12 protein-coding genes are annotated in these 14,350 nt (G+C 64.9%); 8 read left to right on the top strand and 4 right to left on the bottom strand.

Annotation, left to right across the window (positions count from 1 at the left end; all coding sequences use genetic code 11):
* Positions 1 to 263 precede the first annotated feature (263 nt).
* Positions 264 to 929, top strand: coding sequence for a response regulator transcription factor (locus ACTJK6_RS15245; RefSeq protein ID WP_004631976.1), 666 nt, complete (start codon positions 264 to 266; stop codon positions 927 to 929).
* 60 nt (positions 930 to 989) lie between these two features.
* Here the strand turns inward: ACTJK6_RS15245 and ACTJK6_RS15250 are convergent, their stop codons facing one another.
* Complete coding sequence (locus ACTJK6_RS15250; protein ID WP_232040804.1) at positions 990 to 2,822, bottom strand: ATP-binding response regulator; 1,833 nt, start codon at positions 2,820 to 2,822, stop codon at positions 990 to 992.
* Positions 2,823 to 3,041: 219 nt separating this feature from the next.
* Here ACTJK6_RS15250 and ACTJK6_RS15255 point away from each other — a divergent pair, with 219 nt between their 5' ends.
* The 4 genes from ACTJK6_RS15255 (at position 3,042) to ACTJK6_RS15270 (ending at position 7,938) form a co-directional block, all read left to right on the top strand.
* Complete coding sequence (locus ACTJK6_RS15255) at positions 3,042 to 4,040, top strand: bifunctional riboflavin kinase/FAD synthetase (protein ID WP_260802025.1); 999 nt, start codon at positions 3,042 to 3,044, stop codon at positions 4,038 to 4,040.
* A gap of 109 nt (positions 4,041 to 4,149) precedes the next feature.
* Positions 4,150 to 7,029, top strand: coding sequence for an isoleucine--tRNA ligase (ileS, locus tag ACTJK6_RS15260; RefSeq protein WP_440839498.1), 2,880 nt, complete (start codon positions 4,150 to 4,152; stop codon positions 7,027 to 7,029).
* Entirely contained in the window at positions 7,029 to 7,553 is a 525-nt protein-coding gene (lspA, locus tag ACTJK6_RS15265; RefSeq protein WP_322017462.1) for a signal peptidase II, read from the top strand. The genes ileS and lspA overlap by 1 nt, the downstream gene beginning before the upstream one ends.
* 7 nt (positions 7,554 to 7,560) lie before the next feature.
* Positions 7,561 to 7,938 (top strand): DUF4180 domain-containing protein, encoded by a 378-nt coding sequence (locus ACTJK6_RS15270; protein ID WP_414560967.1) that lies wholly within the window; start codon positions 7,561 to 7,563, stop codon positions 7,936 to 7,938.
* 3 nt (positions 7,939 to 7,941) lie between these two features.
* On the opposite strand, the gene ACTJK6_RS15275 is transcribed toward ACTJK6_RS15270, so the two are convergent.
* Positions 7,942 to 8,520, bottom strand: coding sequence for a YdcF family protein (locus ACTJK6_RS15275; protein WP_440839499.1), 579 nt, complete (start codon positions 8,518 to 8,520; stop codon positions 7,942 to 7,944).
* Between the two features lie 148 nt (positions 8,521 to 8,668).
* Here ACTJK6_RS15275 and coaBC point away from each other — a divergent pair, with 148 nt between their 5' ends.
* Genes coaBC through dut form a run of 3 tightly spaced genes read left to right on the top strand, consistent with a single transcriptional unit; the run spans position 8,669 to position 11,360 of the window.
* The gene (gene coaBC / locus ACTJK6_RS15280) at positions 8,669 to 9,874 is read left to right on the top strand and encodes a bifunctional phosphopantothenoylcysteine decarboxylase/phosphopantothenate--cysteine ligase CoaBC (protein ID WP_440839500.1); all 1,206 of its coding nucleotides are present in this window, start codon (positions 8,669 to 8,671) and stop codon (positions 9,872 to 9,874) included.
* Positions 9,871 to 10,917 (top strand): LLM class flavin-dependent oxidoreductase, encoded by a 1,047-nt coding sequence (locus ACTJK6_RS15285; RefSeq protein WP_260802030.1) that lies wholly within the window; start codon positions 9,871 to 9,873, stop codon positions 10,915 to 10,917. Before coaBC ends, ACTJK6_RS15285 begins: the two co-directional genes overlap by 4 nt.
* Positions 10,914 to 11,360: a dUTP diphosphatase gene (gene dut, locus ACTJK6_RS15290; RefSeq protein ID WP_024974963.1), complete on the top strand. Its 447-nt coding sequence runs from the start codon at positions 10,914 to 10,916 to the stop codon at positions 11,358 to 11,360. Before ACTJK6_RS15285 ends, dut begins: the two co-directional genes overlap by 4 nt.
* A gap of 68 nt (positions 11,361 to 11,428) precedes the next feature.
* Here dut and clpA read toward each other — a convergent pair whose 3' ends face one another.
* Both clpA and clpS read right to left on the bottom strand, forming a co-directional pair.
* Entirely contained in the window at positions 11,429 to 13,717 is a 2,289-nt protein-coding gene (gene clpA / locus ACTJK6_RS15295) for an ATP-dependent Clp protease ATP-binding subunit ClpA (protein WP_004631957.1), read from the bottom strand.
* Positions 13,714 to 14,040, bottom strand: coding sequence for an ATP-dependent Clp protease adapter ClpS (gene clpS, locus ACTJK6_RS15300; protein ID WP_003261876.1), 327 nt, complete (start codon positions 14,038 to 14,040; stop codon positions 13,714 to 13,716). The genes clpA and clpS overlap by 4 nt, the downstream gene beginning before the upstream one ends.
* Between the last annotated feature and the right edge of the window lie 310 nt (positions 14,041 to 14,350).

Here is a 14,350-nt window from a genome sequence, read left to right on the forward strand (position 1 = left end):
GGAAGGGGCAACCGTTGGCGCGCTTTGGCGCGCTCTGATAATCTCAGCGCCATAATTGTCCGCGCTCCCGAGGGGTCGGGTGGGCTGCCAGCGATGATCCGACGCGTATCAAACGCCTGTTCATCCTGCGCTGCAACATCGTGCGGGCAATACCGTGACGGTCGATCGGCACAGGGTAAGACACCCGGCTCGTCGACCATCGCCCGCGCCGGGTCGACACGCGTACAACAACAAGAGGGCATTGCCCTCACCGGGGAATAAGAATGACGAGCTCGCTGCGTAGCCTGCTGGTGGTCGACGACCACCCTCTCGCCTTATCTGGCACGACCACGTTTCTTGCACACGCCTTGCCTGAAGTTCAGGTGCACGCGGCTATTGGCCGGCGCCAGGCGCTTGCGCTGGTGGAAGAAGGCGTCCGACCGGACGTCGTGCTGCTGGACGTGTGGCTGTCCGATTGCACCGGCTTCGACGCCATGCGCGAGCTGCGCGGCAAACTGCCGGAAGCGCGCTTTGCCTTCATGTCGGCGGAAAACACGCCAGAAATCGTTGCCAAGGCCCAAGCCCTGGGCGCCATCGGCTTCATCGGCAAGCACGCCGATGCCCATGCTTTCTCCAAGGCAGTGGCCGGCATTTTCGGCGGCGATGCCTCCTTCCCGTCGGAAGACGACATGGGAGGCATCAACGGCAAGGGCGGTGCCTCGCACGGCATCCCCATCACGCCGGCAGAACTGGGACTGACGCCGCGCCAGGGCTCGGTGCTGGCGCTGCTGCTCGAGGGCCTGCCCAACAAATCGATCGCGCGCCAGTTGGGCCTGACGGAAAACACCGTCAAAGAGCACGTCTCGGCGATTCTGCAGCGGCTGGGCGTGCGCACGCGCATCCAGATCATCTCGCGCATGGAACGCTTTCGCCTGACGGGCGCTGCCTGAGCCAGACGCCCCATCCGAGCATTCCGACGGCGCCCTTCACGGCGCCGTTTCACATGACCGTCAATAAGCGACCTGCGGCTCGGCTGAGCGGCCGCGCAGCCAGCGCTTGAGCAGCACGCGCAGCATGTTCGGGTCCATCGGCTTGGCCAGCAGCAGATAGCCGGCTTCTTCGGCGCGCGCCAGGGCGGCGGAGTTGCGATCGCCAGTCAGCAGCACGGCGTGGGCATCGGGGTGGCTGACTTGCCAGCGCTCGAGCAGTTGCAGGCCATCCTCCTCGCCGGGCAGGCGCAGGTCGCAGAAGATGATCTGCGGGCGGATGCCGCGCGCCAGCAGTTGCTCGGCGGAGCGGCCATCGGCGGCGCTGTGGACTTCCACGCCCCACGCTTCGAGCAGCGCGTGCCACGCCTTGCGAATCTGCGGATCGTCGTCTACCACCAGCACCACGCCCGAGAACCGCGGCTGATCGAGCACGGCGCGCTTCTGCTCGGCGCGTGGCTGCGTGGCCAGCGGCGCCTTGATTTCGGCGGGCACCGGCCGGAGCGCCATCCAGAACATCGAACCGCGCCCCGGCACCGAGCGCACGCCAAACGTGCCGCGCAGCAGCCGCACACATTCCTTGTAGATCGACAGGCCCAAACCCAGGCCCTGACTCGGATCGCGCTCGGGGTTTTCAACCTGGTAGTACGTCGAGAAGATGTCTTTCTGGTGCTCAGGCGCGATGCCGATACCGGTATCCCACACCTCGATCCGCAGATGTTTCTGCCGCACGCGCAGCGCCACCATCACGCCGCCGCGCTCGGTGTAGCGCAGCGCGTTCTGCAGCAGGTTGAACAGCGCCCGGCGCAGCAGCACCGGCTCGGCCATACCGAACACCGGCAGCGGCGGAATACGCGCCGCGAGCGTCAGGCCCTTGGCGCGCGCATCCGGCATGAACTGCTGGACCACTTCGGTGATGACCTCGCCCAGATCGACCGGCTCCAGCGTGGGCGAGGTCTTGCGGCTCTCCAGCTTGGACAGGTCCAGCAGCGAGCGGAACAGCAAGTCGATGGTCGCCGCGCCAGAGGCCAGTTGCTCCACCAGCGGCGCCAAGGATTCCGACTGGTTGCGCGCCCGCAGCGCCTCCACCAGGAGCACGATCGCATGCACCGGCTGACGCAAGTCGTGGCTGGCGGCCGCCAGGAAGCGCGATTTTTCTTCCGATGCCGACAACGCGCGCTGCTTTTCGTCCTGATAGCGGCGAGCAAGCTGGCGGCTCTCGTTCTCAAGCTGGATTTCGCGCACCAGCGTGTTGTGGATGTTGACGGCATGCCGCGTCAGCAGGGCCGCAAAGAACAGCAGCACGCCGCGCAAATACAGCCCGTGCCCCGGAAATGCCTGGTCGGCCAGCACAAAGTGCGGCGCAAGGATGCCAGTCCCGAGGATCAGCAGGCTGGACGGCACCGGCGCCTGCGACAACACCGCTGCCGCCGCCACACCGATGATCACGATCATCAGCAGACTGCTGAACTCGAGCGACGGCGACATCAGATACAGCCCGGCCGAACAGCCCCACGCCACCCCACCGACCGCCGACATCACGTGCATGCCCGTCCACCACTTGCGGGTGTGCGGGGCCAGCGTCATGCGGGTCAGGTCGTAGCGATAGCCAAAATAGAAGCGCAGACCTGACGCCGTCAGGCACAGCATGATCAGACACCAGCCCAGCAACACCGGGCGGTTAGAGGCGTCCCAGAACGCGGCGACCGTCAAGGCGGGCAGCACGACCGAGGCGGCAATCCCCATGGGCGCCCCGCGATGCACGGCGGCGAGCAGCTTGGCTCGGGCGTCCAGTTCAAGCGGCGCGCGGCTGGCAAGCCCGAACTTGGCGAAGAAAAGGCGCAGCGAGGCGTTCAAGGAAATATCGGGAAGAAACGGGATACCGGATTGTGCCGCAAGCATGCGCCGCACGGGCGCACCGTTCGGACGATTGTGCAACACCCCGACACCCCGCCGCATGCGCGCCGGGGATGGGGCAATCCCTTATATAATGTGCGTTTTGCTGGATTTTGGCGGCTGTCACGCCAATCCGGCACGAAAACGCACTTCTCCTTTCCTCGACCACCGACGCTTCTCGTGAAAGTCTTTCGCGGCTTGCCCAACGCCGAAAGTCGCGCGCCCTGCGCGTTGACCATCGGCAACTTCGACGGCGTACATCGCGGGCACCAGTCTTTGCTGGCCCGCGCACGCGCGGCGGCCGACGCACGCGGATTGCCGCTCACGGTGATGACGTTCGAGCCGCATCCGCGCGAATTCTTCATGCCGGACCGCGCGCCCACCCGCATTGCACTGCTGCGCGACAAGCTGGAAAGCCTGCGCCGCCAGGGCGTCGACCGCGTGGTCGTGGAGCATTTCAACGCGCATTTCGCCGGGCAGACGCCGGACGAGTTCGTGCGCAATGTTCTGGTCGATGGCCTGCACACGCGCTGGCTGCTGGTGGGCGATGATTTCCGCTTCGGCGCCAAGCGCGCTGGCGATTTCGCTTATCTGCAGGCCGCCGGTGCCCAGTTCGGCTTCGAAGTCGAGCAGATGGGTTCGGTGTCGGAGTCCGGCGTGCGCATCTCCAGCTCGGCCGTGCGCGAGGCGCTGGCCGCCGGCGACCTGGAACACGCTCGCCGCCTGTTGGGGCACGGTTATGCCATCAGCGGACACGTGGTGCACGGGCAAAAGCTCGGCCGCTCGCTGGGCTTCCCGACGCTGAATTTGCGCATCTCGCATCGCAAGCCGGCAGTGGCCGGCATCTTTGTCGTGCAGGTGCACGGGCTGGCCGAAAAACCGTTGCCTGCCGTCGCCAGCATCGGTGTACGCCCGACAGTGGACGACTCCGGCCGCGTGCTGCTGGAAGTCCACATCTTCGATTACCACGCCAGCGTCTACGGCAAGCTGGTGCGTGTGGAATTCATGAAGAAGCTGCGCGACGAGGCTCGTTACGATTCGCTCGATGCCCTCAAGGACGCCATCGCGCAAGACTGCGTTCACGCGCGGCAGTTCTTCGGCCTGCCCATTCCGCCAGCCGGCGAGTCGCCAACGCTTCGGCGCGACTTCGCCACCTCCGCCACCGACCGAATTCAGTAGGCGGCCGACCCGTTCGCCGCCCAGAAGCTACACGCTGCGCACGCGCGCCCTGCACTGTCAGCCGCGCCTGCACCGATCCGATTTGCCCGAATCTGCCCCACATCACACCATGTCCGATTCCAAGAAGCCCACGCCGGAGAAGAGCAAGTACCCGGTCAACCTGCTGGACACCCCGTTCCCCATGCGCGGCGACCTGCCCAAGCGCGAACCGCTGTGGGTCAAGCAATGGCAAGACAAGCAGCTCTACAAGAAGATCCGCGCCGCACGCAAGGGCGCGAAGAAGTTCATCCTCCACGACGGCCCGCCGTATGCCAACGGCGATCTGCACATCGGCCACGCGGTCAACAAGATCCTCAAGGACATGGTGATCAAGGCGCGCGGCCTGACTGGCCTGGACGCCGTCTACGTGCCGGGCTGGGATTGCCACGGCATGCCGATCGAGATCCAGATCGAGAAGCAGTTCGGCAAGGGCCTGCCCGTCCAGGAAGTGCAAGAAAAGGCGCGTGCGTACGCCACGGGCCAGATCGCACGCCAGAAGGCGGATTTCGAGCGCCTGGGGGTGCTGGGCGACTGGGCCGATCCGTACCTCACCATGAACTTCCGCAACGAAGCGGATGAAGTGCGTGCGCTCGGCAAGATCCTGGAGAAGGGCTACGTCTTCCGCGGCCTGAAACCGGTCAACTGGTGTTTCGATTGCGGCTCGGCATTGGCTGAAGCCGAAGTGGAATACGCGGACCGCACCGACCTGTCGATCGATGTCGGCTTCCCGTTTGCCGATATCGACGCACTGGCGAGCGCCTTCCACGTCGGCGCCGACGTGCTCAAGGCCAAGCCAGGCTGGATTGTGATCTGGACCACCACGCCGTGGACGATCCCCTCCAACCAGGCGCTGAACCTGCACCCGGAAATCGAATACGCGCTGGTCGACACGCCGCGCGGCCTGCTGATCGTCGCCAAGGAGCGCGTCGAGGCCTGTCTGCAAAGCTGGAAGCTCGAAGGCACGGTGCTGGCCACGTGCGAAGGCGCGGCGCTCTCGGGCGTGCGCTTCCACCATCCGCTCGCCAAGATGGACGCGGGCTACGATCGCACCTCGCCCGTCTATCTGGGCGACTACGTGACCATCGACACCGGTACCGGCATCGTCCACTCCGCACCGGCGTATGGCGTGGAAGACTTCCAGTCCTGCAAATCGCACGGCATGCCGGACTCGGAAATCATCAACCCGGTGATGGGCAACGGCGTATACGCATCGACGCTGCCGCTGTTCGGCGGCCAGATGATCTGGGACGCCAACCCGAAGATCGTCGAGGTGCTGCGTGACTCGGGCAACCTGTTCGACGCCCACAAGCACCCGCACAGCTACATGCACTGCTGGCGCCACAAGACGCCGATCATCTATCGCGCCACGTCGCAGTGGTTCGCGGGGATGGACGTGCAGCCCAACGACGGCAACGCCACGCTGCGCGAGACCGCGCTCGCGGGCATCGACGCCACCGCGTTCTACCCGTCGTGGGGCAAGCAGCGCCTGCACAACATGATCGCCAACCGCCCGGACTGGACGCTCTCGCGCCAGCGCCAATGGGGCGTGCCGATGGCCTTCTTCGTGCACAAGGAAACCGGCGCGCTGCACCCGCGCACGCCTGAGCTGCTGGAGCAGGTCGCCCAGCGCATCGAAAAGAGCGGCATCGAAGCCTGGCAGACGCTGGACCCGCGCGAACTGCTCGGCGATGAGGCCGACATGTATGAGAAGAACCGCGACACGCTCGACGTGTGGTTCGACTCGGGCACGACGCACTGGCACGTCATCCGCGGCTCGCACGCGGCGGATCTGTACGACGCTTCGGCCGACCTGCCGGACGGCCGCCTGGCTGATCTGTATCTGGAAGGCTCTGACCAGCACCGCGGTTGGTTCCACTCGTCGCTGCTGACGGCTTCGATGCTGTACGGCAAGCCGCCGTACAAGGGCCTGCTGACGCACGGCTTCACGGTGGACGGCGAAGGCCGCAAGATGTCCAAGTCGATCGGTAACACGATCGCGCCGCAGGAAATCGCCAACAAGATGGGCGCCGAGATCATCCGCCTGTGGGTGGCCTCGACCGATTACTCGGGCGAACTGGCCATCTCGGATGAGATCCTGAAGCGCGTGGTGGAAGGCTATCGCCGCATCCGCAACACGCTGCGCTTCCTGCTCGCCAACCTGACGGATTACGACCACGCCAAGCACGCGCTGCCGACCGAGCAATGGCTGGAGATCGACCGCTACGCCGTGGCGATGACGGATGCGTTGCAGAAGGAAGTCCTGTCGCACTACGACGTGTACGAATTCCACCCGGTGGTCGCCAAGCTGCAGACGTTCTGCTCGGAAGACCTGGGCGGCTTCTACCTCGACGTGCTGAAGGACCGCCTGTACACGACGGCGTCCGATTCCGTGGCGCGCCGCTCGGCACAGAACGCGCTGTACCACATCACCCAGGCCATGCTGCACTGGATGGCGCCGTTCCTGTCGTTCACGGCAGAAGAAGCGTGGCAAGTGTTTGCGCACGGCACGGAGCACACCGACACCATCTTCACCAGCACGTACTACAACGCTCCGGTACCGCAAGGCGCCAGCGCGCTGCTCGAGAAGTGGGCCGCCATCCGCAACGTGCGCGGCGAAGTGACCAAGCAACTGGAAGCGCTGCGCATCGACGGCAAGATCGGCTCGTCGCTGCAGGCGGAAGTGACGGTGTCGGCGGGTGAATCGGTGCATGACGCGCTGGCCAGCCTCGGCGACGACCTGCGCTTCGTGCTGATCACGTCCGCAGCCAAGCTGGAGCGCGCGCCGGAAGGCGGCGATCTGCTCATCACCGTGGTGCCGTCCACGCACGCCAAGTGCGAGCGCTGCTGGCACTACCGCGCCGATGTCGGCCACGACCACGCCCACCCGACCCTCTGCAAGCGCTGCACCGACAACCTGTTCGGCGCAGGTGAACAACGGAGCGCTGCCTGATGGCCACTCGCAACAACGGCAAGAGCAAGTCGATCGGATTGAAGAAGAGCGGCGGCGGTCATGGCGTGGGCCCCTGGCTGGGCCTGGCCGTCATCTGGATCCTGCTGGACCAGTTGACCAAGATCGCCGTCCTCAAGACTTTCACTTACGGCGAGTCGCGCCCGATCACCGGGTTCTTCAACCTGGTGCTCGCCTATAACAAGGGGGCGGCGTTTTCGTTCCTGGCGGCGGCGGGGGGCTGGCAGCGCTGGTTCTTCACGGGTCTGGGCGTAGCAGCTGCGCTGTTCATCGTGTGGCTGCTCAAGCGCCATAGCGGGCAGAAGTTGTTCTGCTTTGCGCTGGCGCTGATTCTGGGCGGCGCGCTTGGCAACGTGATCGACCGCGTCATCTACGGTCACGTGGTGGACTTCCTCGACTTCCACCTGCACAACTACCACTGGCCGGCCTTCAACGTGGCGGACTGCGGCATCACCATCGGCGCGGTGCTGCTGATCGTCGACGAACTGAGGCGCGTGCGCCGCTGAGGCTGCAGTGCCAGAACTCCGGCAGTGGAATGGTGAAGCGGTGCTGTGCCTTGACGAGGCCGGCCCGCCCATCGCCAGCGAACAGGATGCGCTGGACCACCTGATCGGCGAGGCGCTAGGGCATGGGGCAACGATGGTTGCGGTGCCCGTCAGCCGCCTTGATGCCGCGTTCTTCGCGCGGCGCACCGGCCTGGCCGGCCGCATCGCGCAGAAGATCACGAGCTACCGATTGAAACTCGCCGTGGTAGGTGACATCTCGGCCTACCTGCACGCCAGCAGTGCGCTGCGCGACTGGGTGCGCGAATCCAACAAGCGCGACACGATCCGCTTCGTGCCCTCGTTTGACGACCTGGCCGCCGATGCGCGGCCCCTGCCCGCCGAATGAGGCTCAGGCCCAGTAGCGCACGGCGTACCACGCCCGTTTGACGTACTCCGCAAGAATCGACCCGGCTTCATAGATCGGTACCGACTTGGCCAGCGTGTCGCCCGGGAATACGCCGTGCGCACCCCAAGTGACTTCCGGCCACACCTTGCGGAACACCGCCAGTGCCCGGCCGGTGTGATACCAGCTCGTGACCAGGATTGCGCTGTTGACGTGCTGATCCGCCAGCGTCTCGCGCGTCATCCGCGCATTTTCCATCGTGCTGCCGGATACACATTCGTGGCCGATGCGCTCTGCCGGCACACCGGCCATCACAAGGCGGCGCTCGATCAGAAGGCAATCGCCCTGCCCACTGACGAACACGCGAGGCGCGACGCCTGCGTGATACAACTCTGCAGCGCCGATCACGCGCTGGCCCGACTCACCGCCCAGCACAACAATCACGTCTGCGTGCGCGAGCTTCGGCTCGTCGCGCAGCCATGCCTTGGCCCCGCACACGAGCACAGCACCGACCACCGCCGCCGCGATGGAGCAACCGCCAATCAAGGCGAGGATATTGCGGGCTGCCGAACGATCGAAAACCATATCGGGAATACGCTTTTGAGGAAAAACCCGGGCGCCGGACGCGCCGCGGGGCAAGCCGGTATCATCGCCACTGTTCAGCAGGAAGCCCGGGCACCGGGTTGTATCCTGCCGCGCATATCGCGTCAATCGGATTTCCAAGCGGGTTGTTATGGAACTGCAAGGCAAACATTTCGTGCTCGGCCTGACGGGCGGCATCGCGTGCTACAAGTCCGCCGAGCTGGTGCGGCTGTTGACCAAGGCCGGGGCGACCGTGCAGGTGGTGATGACCGAGGCCGCCGCGCACTTCATCACCCCGGTGACGATGCAGGCGCTTTCCGGTCGTCCGGTCTTCACGTCGCAGTGGGACGGCCGCATCGGCAACAACATGCCGCACATCGACCTCTCGCGCGAGGCGGATGCCATCATCATCGCGCCGGCGTCCACAGACTTTCTCGCCAAGCTCGCGCATGGCATGGCCGACGATCTGCTCTCCACGCTGTGCATCGCGCGCGATTGCCCGCTGCTCGTGGCCCCCGCGATGAACCGCCAGATGTGGGCCGCGCCCGCCACGCAACGCAATGCCGCCCAGTTGCGCGCGGATGACGTCACGCTGCTTGGCCCCGATGCCGGCGACCAGGCCTGCGGCGAAGTCGGCGACGGCCGCATGCTGGAGCCGGAGGACATCGTCGAGCAGCTCATCGGCTTCTTCCAGCCCAAGCTGCTGCGCGGCCACCGCGTGCTGCTGACAGCCGGCCCGACCTTCGAGCCGATCGACCCGGTGCGCGGCATCACGAACCGGTCCAGCGGCAAGATGGGGTTCGCTTTGGCACGGGCGGCAGCTCAGGCCGGTGCCGAAGTCACGCTCGTCGCCGGGCCGTGCCATCAGGACACACCCGCAGGCGTGCTACGCATCGATGTGCAAACCGCCCAGCAGATGCACGACGCCGTCATGCACGAGCTGGATGCTGCCAAGAGCGACATCTTCATCGCCGTTGCGGCGGTGGCCGACTGGCGCGTGGCACAAGCCGCGGAGCAAAAGCTCAAGAAGCAGAACGACACCGACGTACCGGCACTGACGTTCACGCAGAACCCGGACATCCTCGCCGCTGTGGCGCGCCGGGCGAATGCGCCTTTCTGCGTCGGCTTTGCGGCCGAAACCGAACGGCTGGAAGAGTTCGGCGAGGCCAAGCGCCAGAAGAAGGGCATTCCGCTGCTGGTCGGCAATCTCGGGCATCAGACCTTCGGCCGCGACGACAACGAAGTCGCGCTCTTCGATGCCAAGGGCATCACGCGGCTGCCGCGCGCCGACAAGCTGACGCTCGCACGCGAGATCGTCGCCGCCATCGCCGACCGCGTGCACGGAGCACGATCATGAGCGCCGCGCCGATCCGCCTGTCAGTCCTCGACCAAAGCCCCGTCATCTACGGCCACAGCGCACGCGATGCCATCGCCGCCACGGTCGACCTGGCGCAACTCACGGACTCGCTCGGCTACACGCGCTACTGGTGCGCCGAGCACCACGGCCTGCGTGGCGTGAGCAACCCCGCGCCGGAAGTGATGATTGCCCGTGTGGCGAGCGCCACGAAGCACCTGCGGGTGGGCTCCGGCGGCGTGATGCTGCCGTACTACAGCCCCTTCAAGCTGGCCGAGCAATTCCGCCTGCTGGAGGCCCTGTTCCCCAACCGCATCGACCTGGGTGTCGGCCGGGCACCCGGCGGCGACATGCGTACCGCACAGGCCGTGGCCATGGGCGACTACAACCGCGGCGACATCTTCCCGCAGCAGGTGCAGGAACTGATCTGGCACCTGACAGGCACCCTGCCGCCGGACCACCCGGCAGCCGGCGTTCTGCTGCAACCCGAGATCGATACCAAACCCGAGCTGTGGATGCTCGGCTCCAGCGATTTTGGTGGGGCACTGGCCGCGCGCCTGGGCATCCGTTTCGCGTTCGCGCACTTCATCAACCCCCACGTCGGGCACATCGTCGCGCAGCAGTACCGCACGGACTTCGAGCCCGGCTACGATGCGCGCCCATATAGCGCCGCCGCCGTCTTCGTGATCGCGGCAGACACCGAAGCCGAGGCGCGCCGCTATGAAGCCGCTGTGGACTTGCGCCGCGTGCAGATGGCGCTTGGCGTAAATGGCCCGATCCCCACCGTCGAACAAGGCGAAGCGCACGTCTACACCGAGCGCGACCAGGCCATCGCCATGCGCGAACGGCCGCGCAGCATCATCGGCACACCGGAATCCGTGGCCGAGCAGATGCATGCGCTCAAGGAGCGCTTCGTCGCCGATGAATTGATCGTGCTGACCGTCGCGCCCAGCTACAAGGCGCGCCTGCGCTCGTACGAGCTGCTGGCCGAGGCGTTTGCGCTACCATCTCCTGCTTCTGCAACCTCTTCGGCCTGCCCCGCATGAAACTCGACGTCAAGATACTCGACGCCCGCCTGCATGAACAGCTCCCGCAGTACGCCACCACCGGCAGCGCCGGGCTGGACCTGCGCGCCTGCATCGACGCCCCGCTCACCATCGAGCCCGGCACCACGCATCTGGTCCCGACCGGCATGGCCATCCACCTGGCCGACCCGGGCTATGCCGCACTGATCCTGCCGCGCTCCGGCATGGGCCACAAGCACGGCATCGTCCTTGGCAACCTGGTCGGCCTGATCGACTCGGACTACCAGGGTCAGCTCATGGTCAGTACGTGGAACCGTGGCAGCACGGCGTTCGTGCTCAACCCGATGGAGCGCCTTGCGCAACTCGTGATCGTGCCGGTAGTACAAGCAGAGCTGAACATCGTGGATGACTTTGCCGAGAGCGAGCGCGGCGCCGGTGGATTCGGCAGCACAGGGCGCCACTGACAACATCGCCCGCGCATAAGAAAAAAGGCCCGGAATTTCCGGGCCTTTTCTTTGGTGCGACAAACGCGTCAAGCTTCCGCTTCTTCCTGGGCAGGTGCCGGCGGCGCTTCGTTCTCGGAGAACTCCAGCTTCACCGCATCGGCGTCGTCCAAGTCCACGATCACCTTGCCACCATTCACCAGCTTGCCGAACAGCAGCTCGTCGGCCAGCGCCTTGCGGATCAGGTCCTGAATCAGACGCTGCATCGGGCGTGCACCCATCAGCGGGTCGAAGCCCTTCTTGGCCAGGAAGCGACGCAGCTTCTCGGTAAAGATGGCATCCACCTTCTTCTCGTGCAGTTGCTCTTCCAGCTGCATGAGGAACTTGTCAACCACGCGCATGATGATTTCCTCATCGAGCGAGCGGAAGCTGATGGTTGCATCCAGACGGTTGCGGAACTCCGGCGTGAACATGCGCTTGATGTCGGCCATCTCGTCGCCCTGTTCGCGCGCCGTGGTGAAACCGATCGTCGCCTTGTTCATCGTCTCGGCACCCGCATTGGTCGTCATGATGATGATCACGTTGCGGAAATCCGCCTTGCGGCCGTTGTTGTCCGTCAGCGCGCCGTGGTCCATCACCTGCAGCAGGATATTGAAGATGTCCGGGTGCGCCTTTTCGATCTCGTCCAGCAGCAGCACGCAGTGCGGCTTCTTGGTCACGGCTTCCGTCAGCAAGCCGCCCTGGTCGAAGCCCACGTAGCCCGGGGGCGCGCCGATCAACCGGCTCACCGCATGACGCTCCATGTACTCCGACATGTCGAAGCGGATCAGCTCGATGCCCAGGATGAACGCGAGCTGCTTGGCGACTTCCGTCTTGCCCACGCCCGTCGGGCCGCTGAACAGGAACGAGCCGATCGGCTTGTCCGTCTTGCCCAGCCCTGCACGCGACATCTTGATGGCCGAAGCGAGCGCATCGATAGCCGGATCTTGCCCGAACACGACCGACTTCAGGTCGCGCTCCAGCGTCTGCAGCTTGCTGCGATCGTCCTGCGACACGCTTTGCGGCGGGACGCGGGCGATGCGCGAGACGATGTCCTCGATCTCGCCCTTGCCGATCGTCTTCTTCTGCTTCGACTTCGGCAGGATGCGTTGCGCCGCACCCGCTTCGTCGATCACGTCGATCGCCTTGTCCGGCAAATGACGGTCGGTGATGAAGCGCGCCGACAGCTCAGCCGCAGCAGTCAACGCCGACGACGCGTACTTCACGCCATGGTGTTCTTCGAAGCGCGACTTCAGGCCGCGCAGAATCTGCACGGTCTGGTCGACGGTCGGCTCCACCACGTCGATCTTCTGGAAGCGGCGGGACAGCGCTGCGTCCTTCTCGAAGATGCCACGATATTCCGTGAACGTCGTCGCGCCGATGCACTTGAGCGCGCCCGACGACAGCGCCGGCTTGAGCAGGTTGCTGGCGTCCAGCGTGCCACCCGAAGCGGCGCCGGCGCCGATCAGCGTGTGGATTTCGTCGATGAACAGGATCGCGTTCGGATTGTCCTTGAGCGACTTCAGCACGCCCTTCAGGCGTTGCTCAAAGTCGCCGCGGTACTTGGTGCCGGCCAGCAGCGCGCCCATGTCGAGCGAATAGACGACGGACTTCGCGAGGATGTCCGGCACTTCGCCCTTGGTGATGCGCCATGCCAGGCCTTCAGCGATGGCCGTCTTGCCGACACCGGCCTCGCCGACCAGCAGCGGATTGTTCTTGCGGCGGCGGCACAGCACCTGCACCACGCGCTCGACTTCCTGCTCGCGGCCGATCAGCGGATCGATCTTGCCGGCCTTGGCCAGCGCGTTCAGGTTCTGGGTGAACTGCTCCAGCGGGCTTTCCTTGCCGTCGCCGCCTTCGCCTTCGGGGTTGCCTTCGCCCTGCTTGGCGGGCTCAGCCTGGTCCTTGCGGATGCCGTGGCTGATGAAGTTGACGACGTCCAGCCGGGTCACGCCCTGTTGCTGGAGGTAGTACACCGCGTGCGAATCCTTCTCGCCGAAGATAGCGACCAGCACGTTCGCGCCCGTGACTTCCTTCTTGCCGTTGGATGTGGACTGCACGTGCATGATGGCGCGCTGGATCACGCGCTGGAAACCCAGCGTGGGCTGCGTGTCCACCTCGTCGGTGCCGGGTACCACAGGCGTGTTGTCGGCGATGAAGTTCTTCAGATGCGTGCGAAGGTCTTCGATGTTGGCAGCGCAGGCGCGCAGCACCTCGGCGGCCGTCGGGTTGTCCAGCAGCGCAAGCAGCAGATGCTCCACCGTAATGAATTCGTGGCGAGCCTGCCGGGCTTCGACAAACGCCATGTGCAGGCTGACTTCCAGTTCTTGCGCGATCATGCTTCCTCCATCACGCACTGCAGCGGATGCCCCGCTTGCCGTGCATGGGTTGACACTAATTCCACTTTCGTCGCGGCGATATCCCGTGTGTAGATACCGCACACGCCCTTACCTTCCCGATGCACAGTCAGCATGATCTGTGTGGCGGTCTCCCGGTCTTTGCTGAAATACTGCTGAAGAATCATCACGACGAATTCCATCGGGGTGTAGTCGTCGTTGAGCAGCAGCACCTTGTACATCGCGGGCGGTTTGAGCGCTTGCTCTTTCCGCTCGAGGACGGTGCCTGCATCGTGTTGTGGAGTGGTCGCTTGCCGGATTGCCATGGTCTTATTCTAACCACTCCTTTCGAGTTCGCAATTTGGGGAAATAACGCCGACTTCAAGGTCTACAAACGGTTTGGCCCGTGCAGCGTGCGTTCGTCAGCCCTCGGGCGCGAAGGGTTTTACCGCCTCCGCGCTGGCTGAGACGGGCGCAAGCTCCGCGCCTGAGATGCCAATCGTTTTCCGTACTTGGAGGCGATCGGCTGGATTTCGAGCAAAACCTCTTCAGAAACTGACCGTTTTTCGCCACAAACCCACCCTTTGTGGCCTTGACAGTCTCTTACAATCCTCGAACAATCGAATTCAGCATGTG

It is taken from the genome of Ralstonia sp. 22086, from assembly GCF_052045975.1.
GTDB lineage: Bacteria > Pseudomonadota > Gammaproteobacteria > Burkholderiales > Burkholderiaceae > Ralstonia > Ralstonia wenshanensis.

What these genes read in the sequence shown, in the direction of transcription:
- ACTJK6_RS15245 (WP_004631976.1), top strand. Translation starts at nt 264, where the DNA reads ATGACGAGCTCGCTGCGTAGCCTGCTGGTGGTCGACGACCACCCTCTC.
- ileS (WP_440839498.1), top strand. Translation starts at nt 4,150, where the DNA reads ATGTCCGATTCCAAGAAGCCCACGCCGGAGAAGAGCAAGTACCCGGTC.
- lspA (WP_322017462.1), top strand. Translation starts at nt 7,029, where the DNA reads ATGGCCACTCGCAACAACGGCAAGAGCAAGTCGATCGGATTGAAGAAG.
- ACTJK6_RS15275 (WP_440839499.1), bottom strand. Translation starts at nt 8,520, where the DNA reads ATGGTTTTCGATCGTTCGGCAGCCCGCAATATCCTCGCCTTGATTGGC.
- coaBC (WP_440839500.1), top strand. Translation starts at nt 8,669, where the DNA reads ATGGAACTGCAAGGCAAACATTTCGTGCTCGGCCTGACGGGCGGCATC.
- ACTJK6_RS15285 (WP_260802030.1), top strand. Translation starts at nt 9,871, where the DNA reads ATGAGCGCCGCGCCGATCCGCCTGTCAGTCCTCGACCAAAGCCCCGTC.
- dut (WP_024974963.1), top strand. Translation starts at nt 10,914, where the DNA reads ATGAAACTCGACGTCAAGATACTCGACGCCCGCCTGCATGAACAGCTC.
- clpA (WP_004631957.1), bottom strand. Translation starts at nt 13,717, where the DNA reads ATGATCGCGCAAGAACTGGAAGTCAGCCTGCACATGGCGTTTGTCGAA.
- clpS (WP_003261876.1), bottom strand. Translation starts at nt 14,040, where the DNA reads ATGGCAATCCGGCAAGCGACCACTCCACAACACGATGCAGGCACCGTC.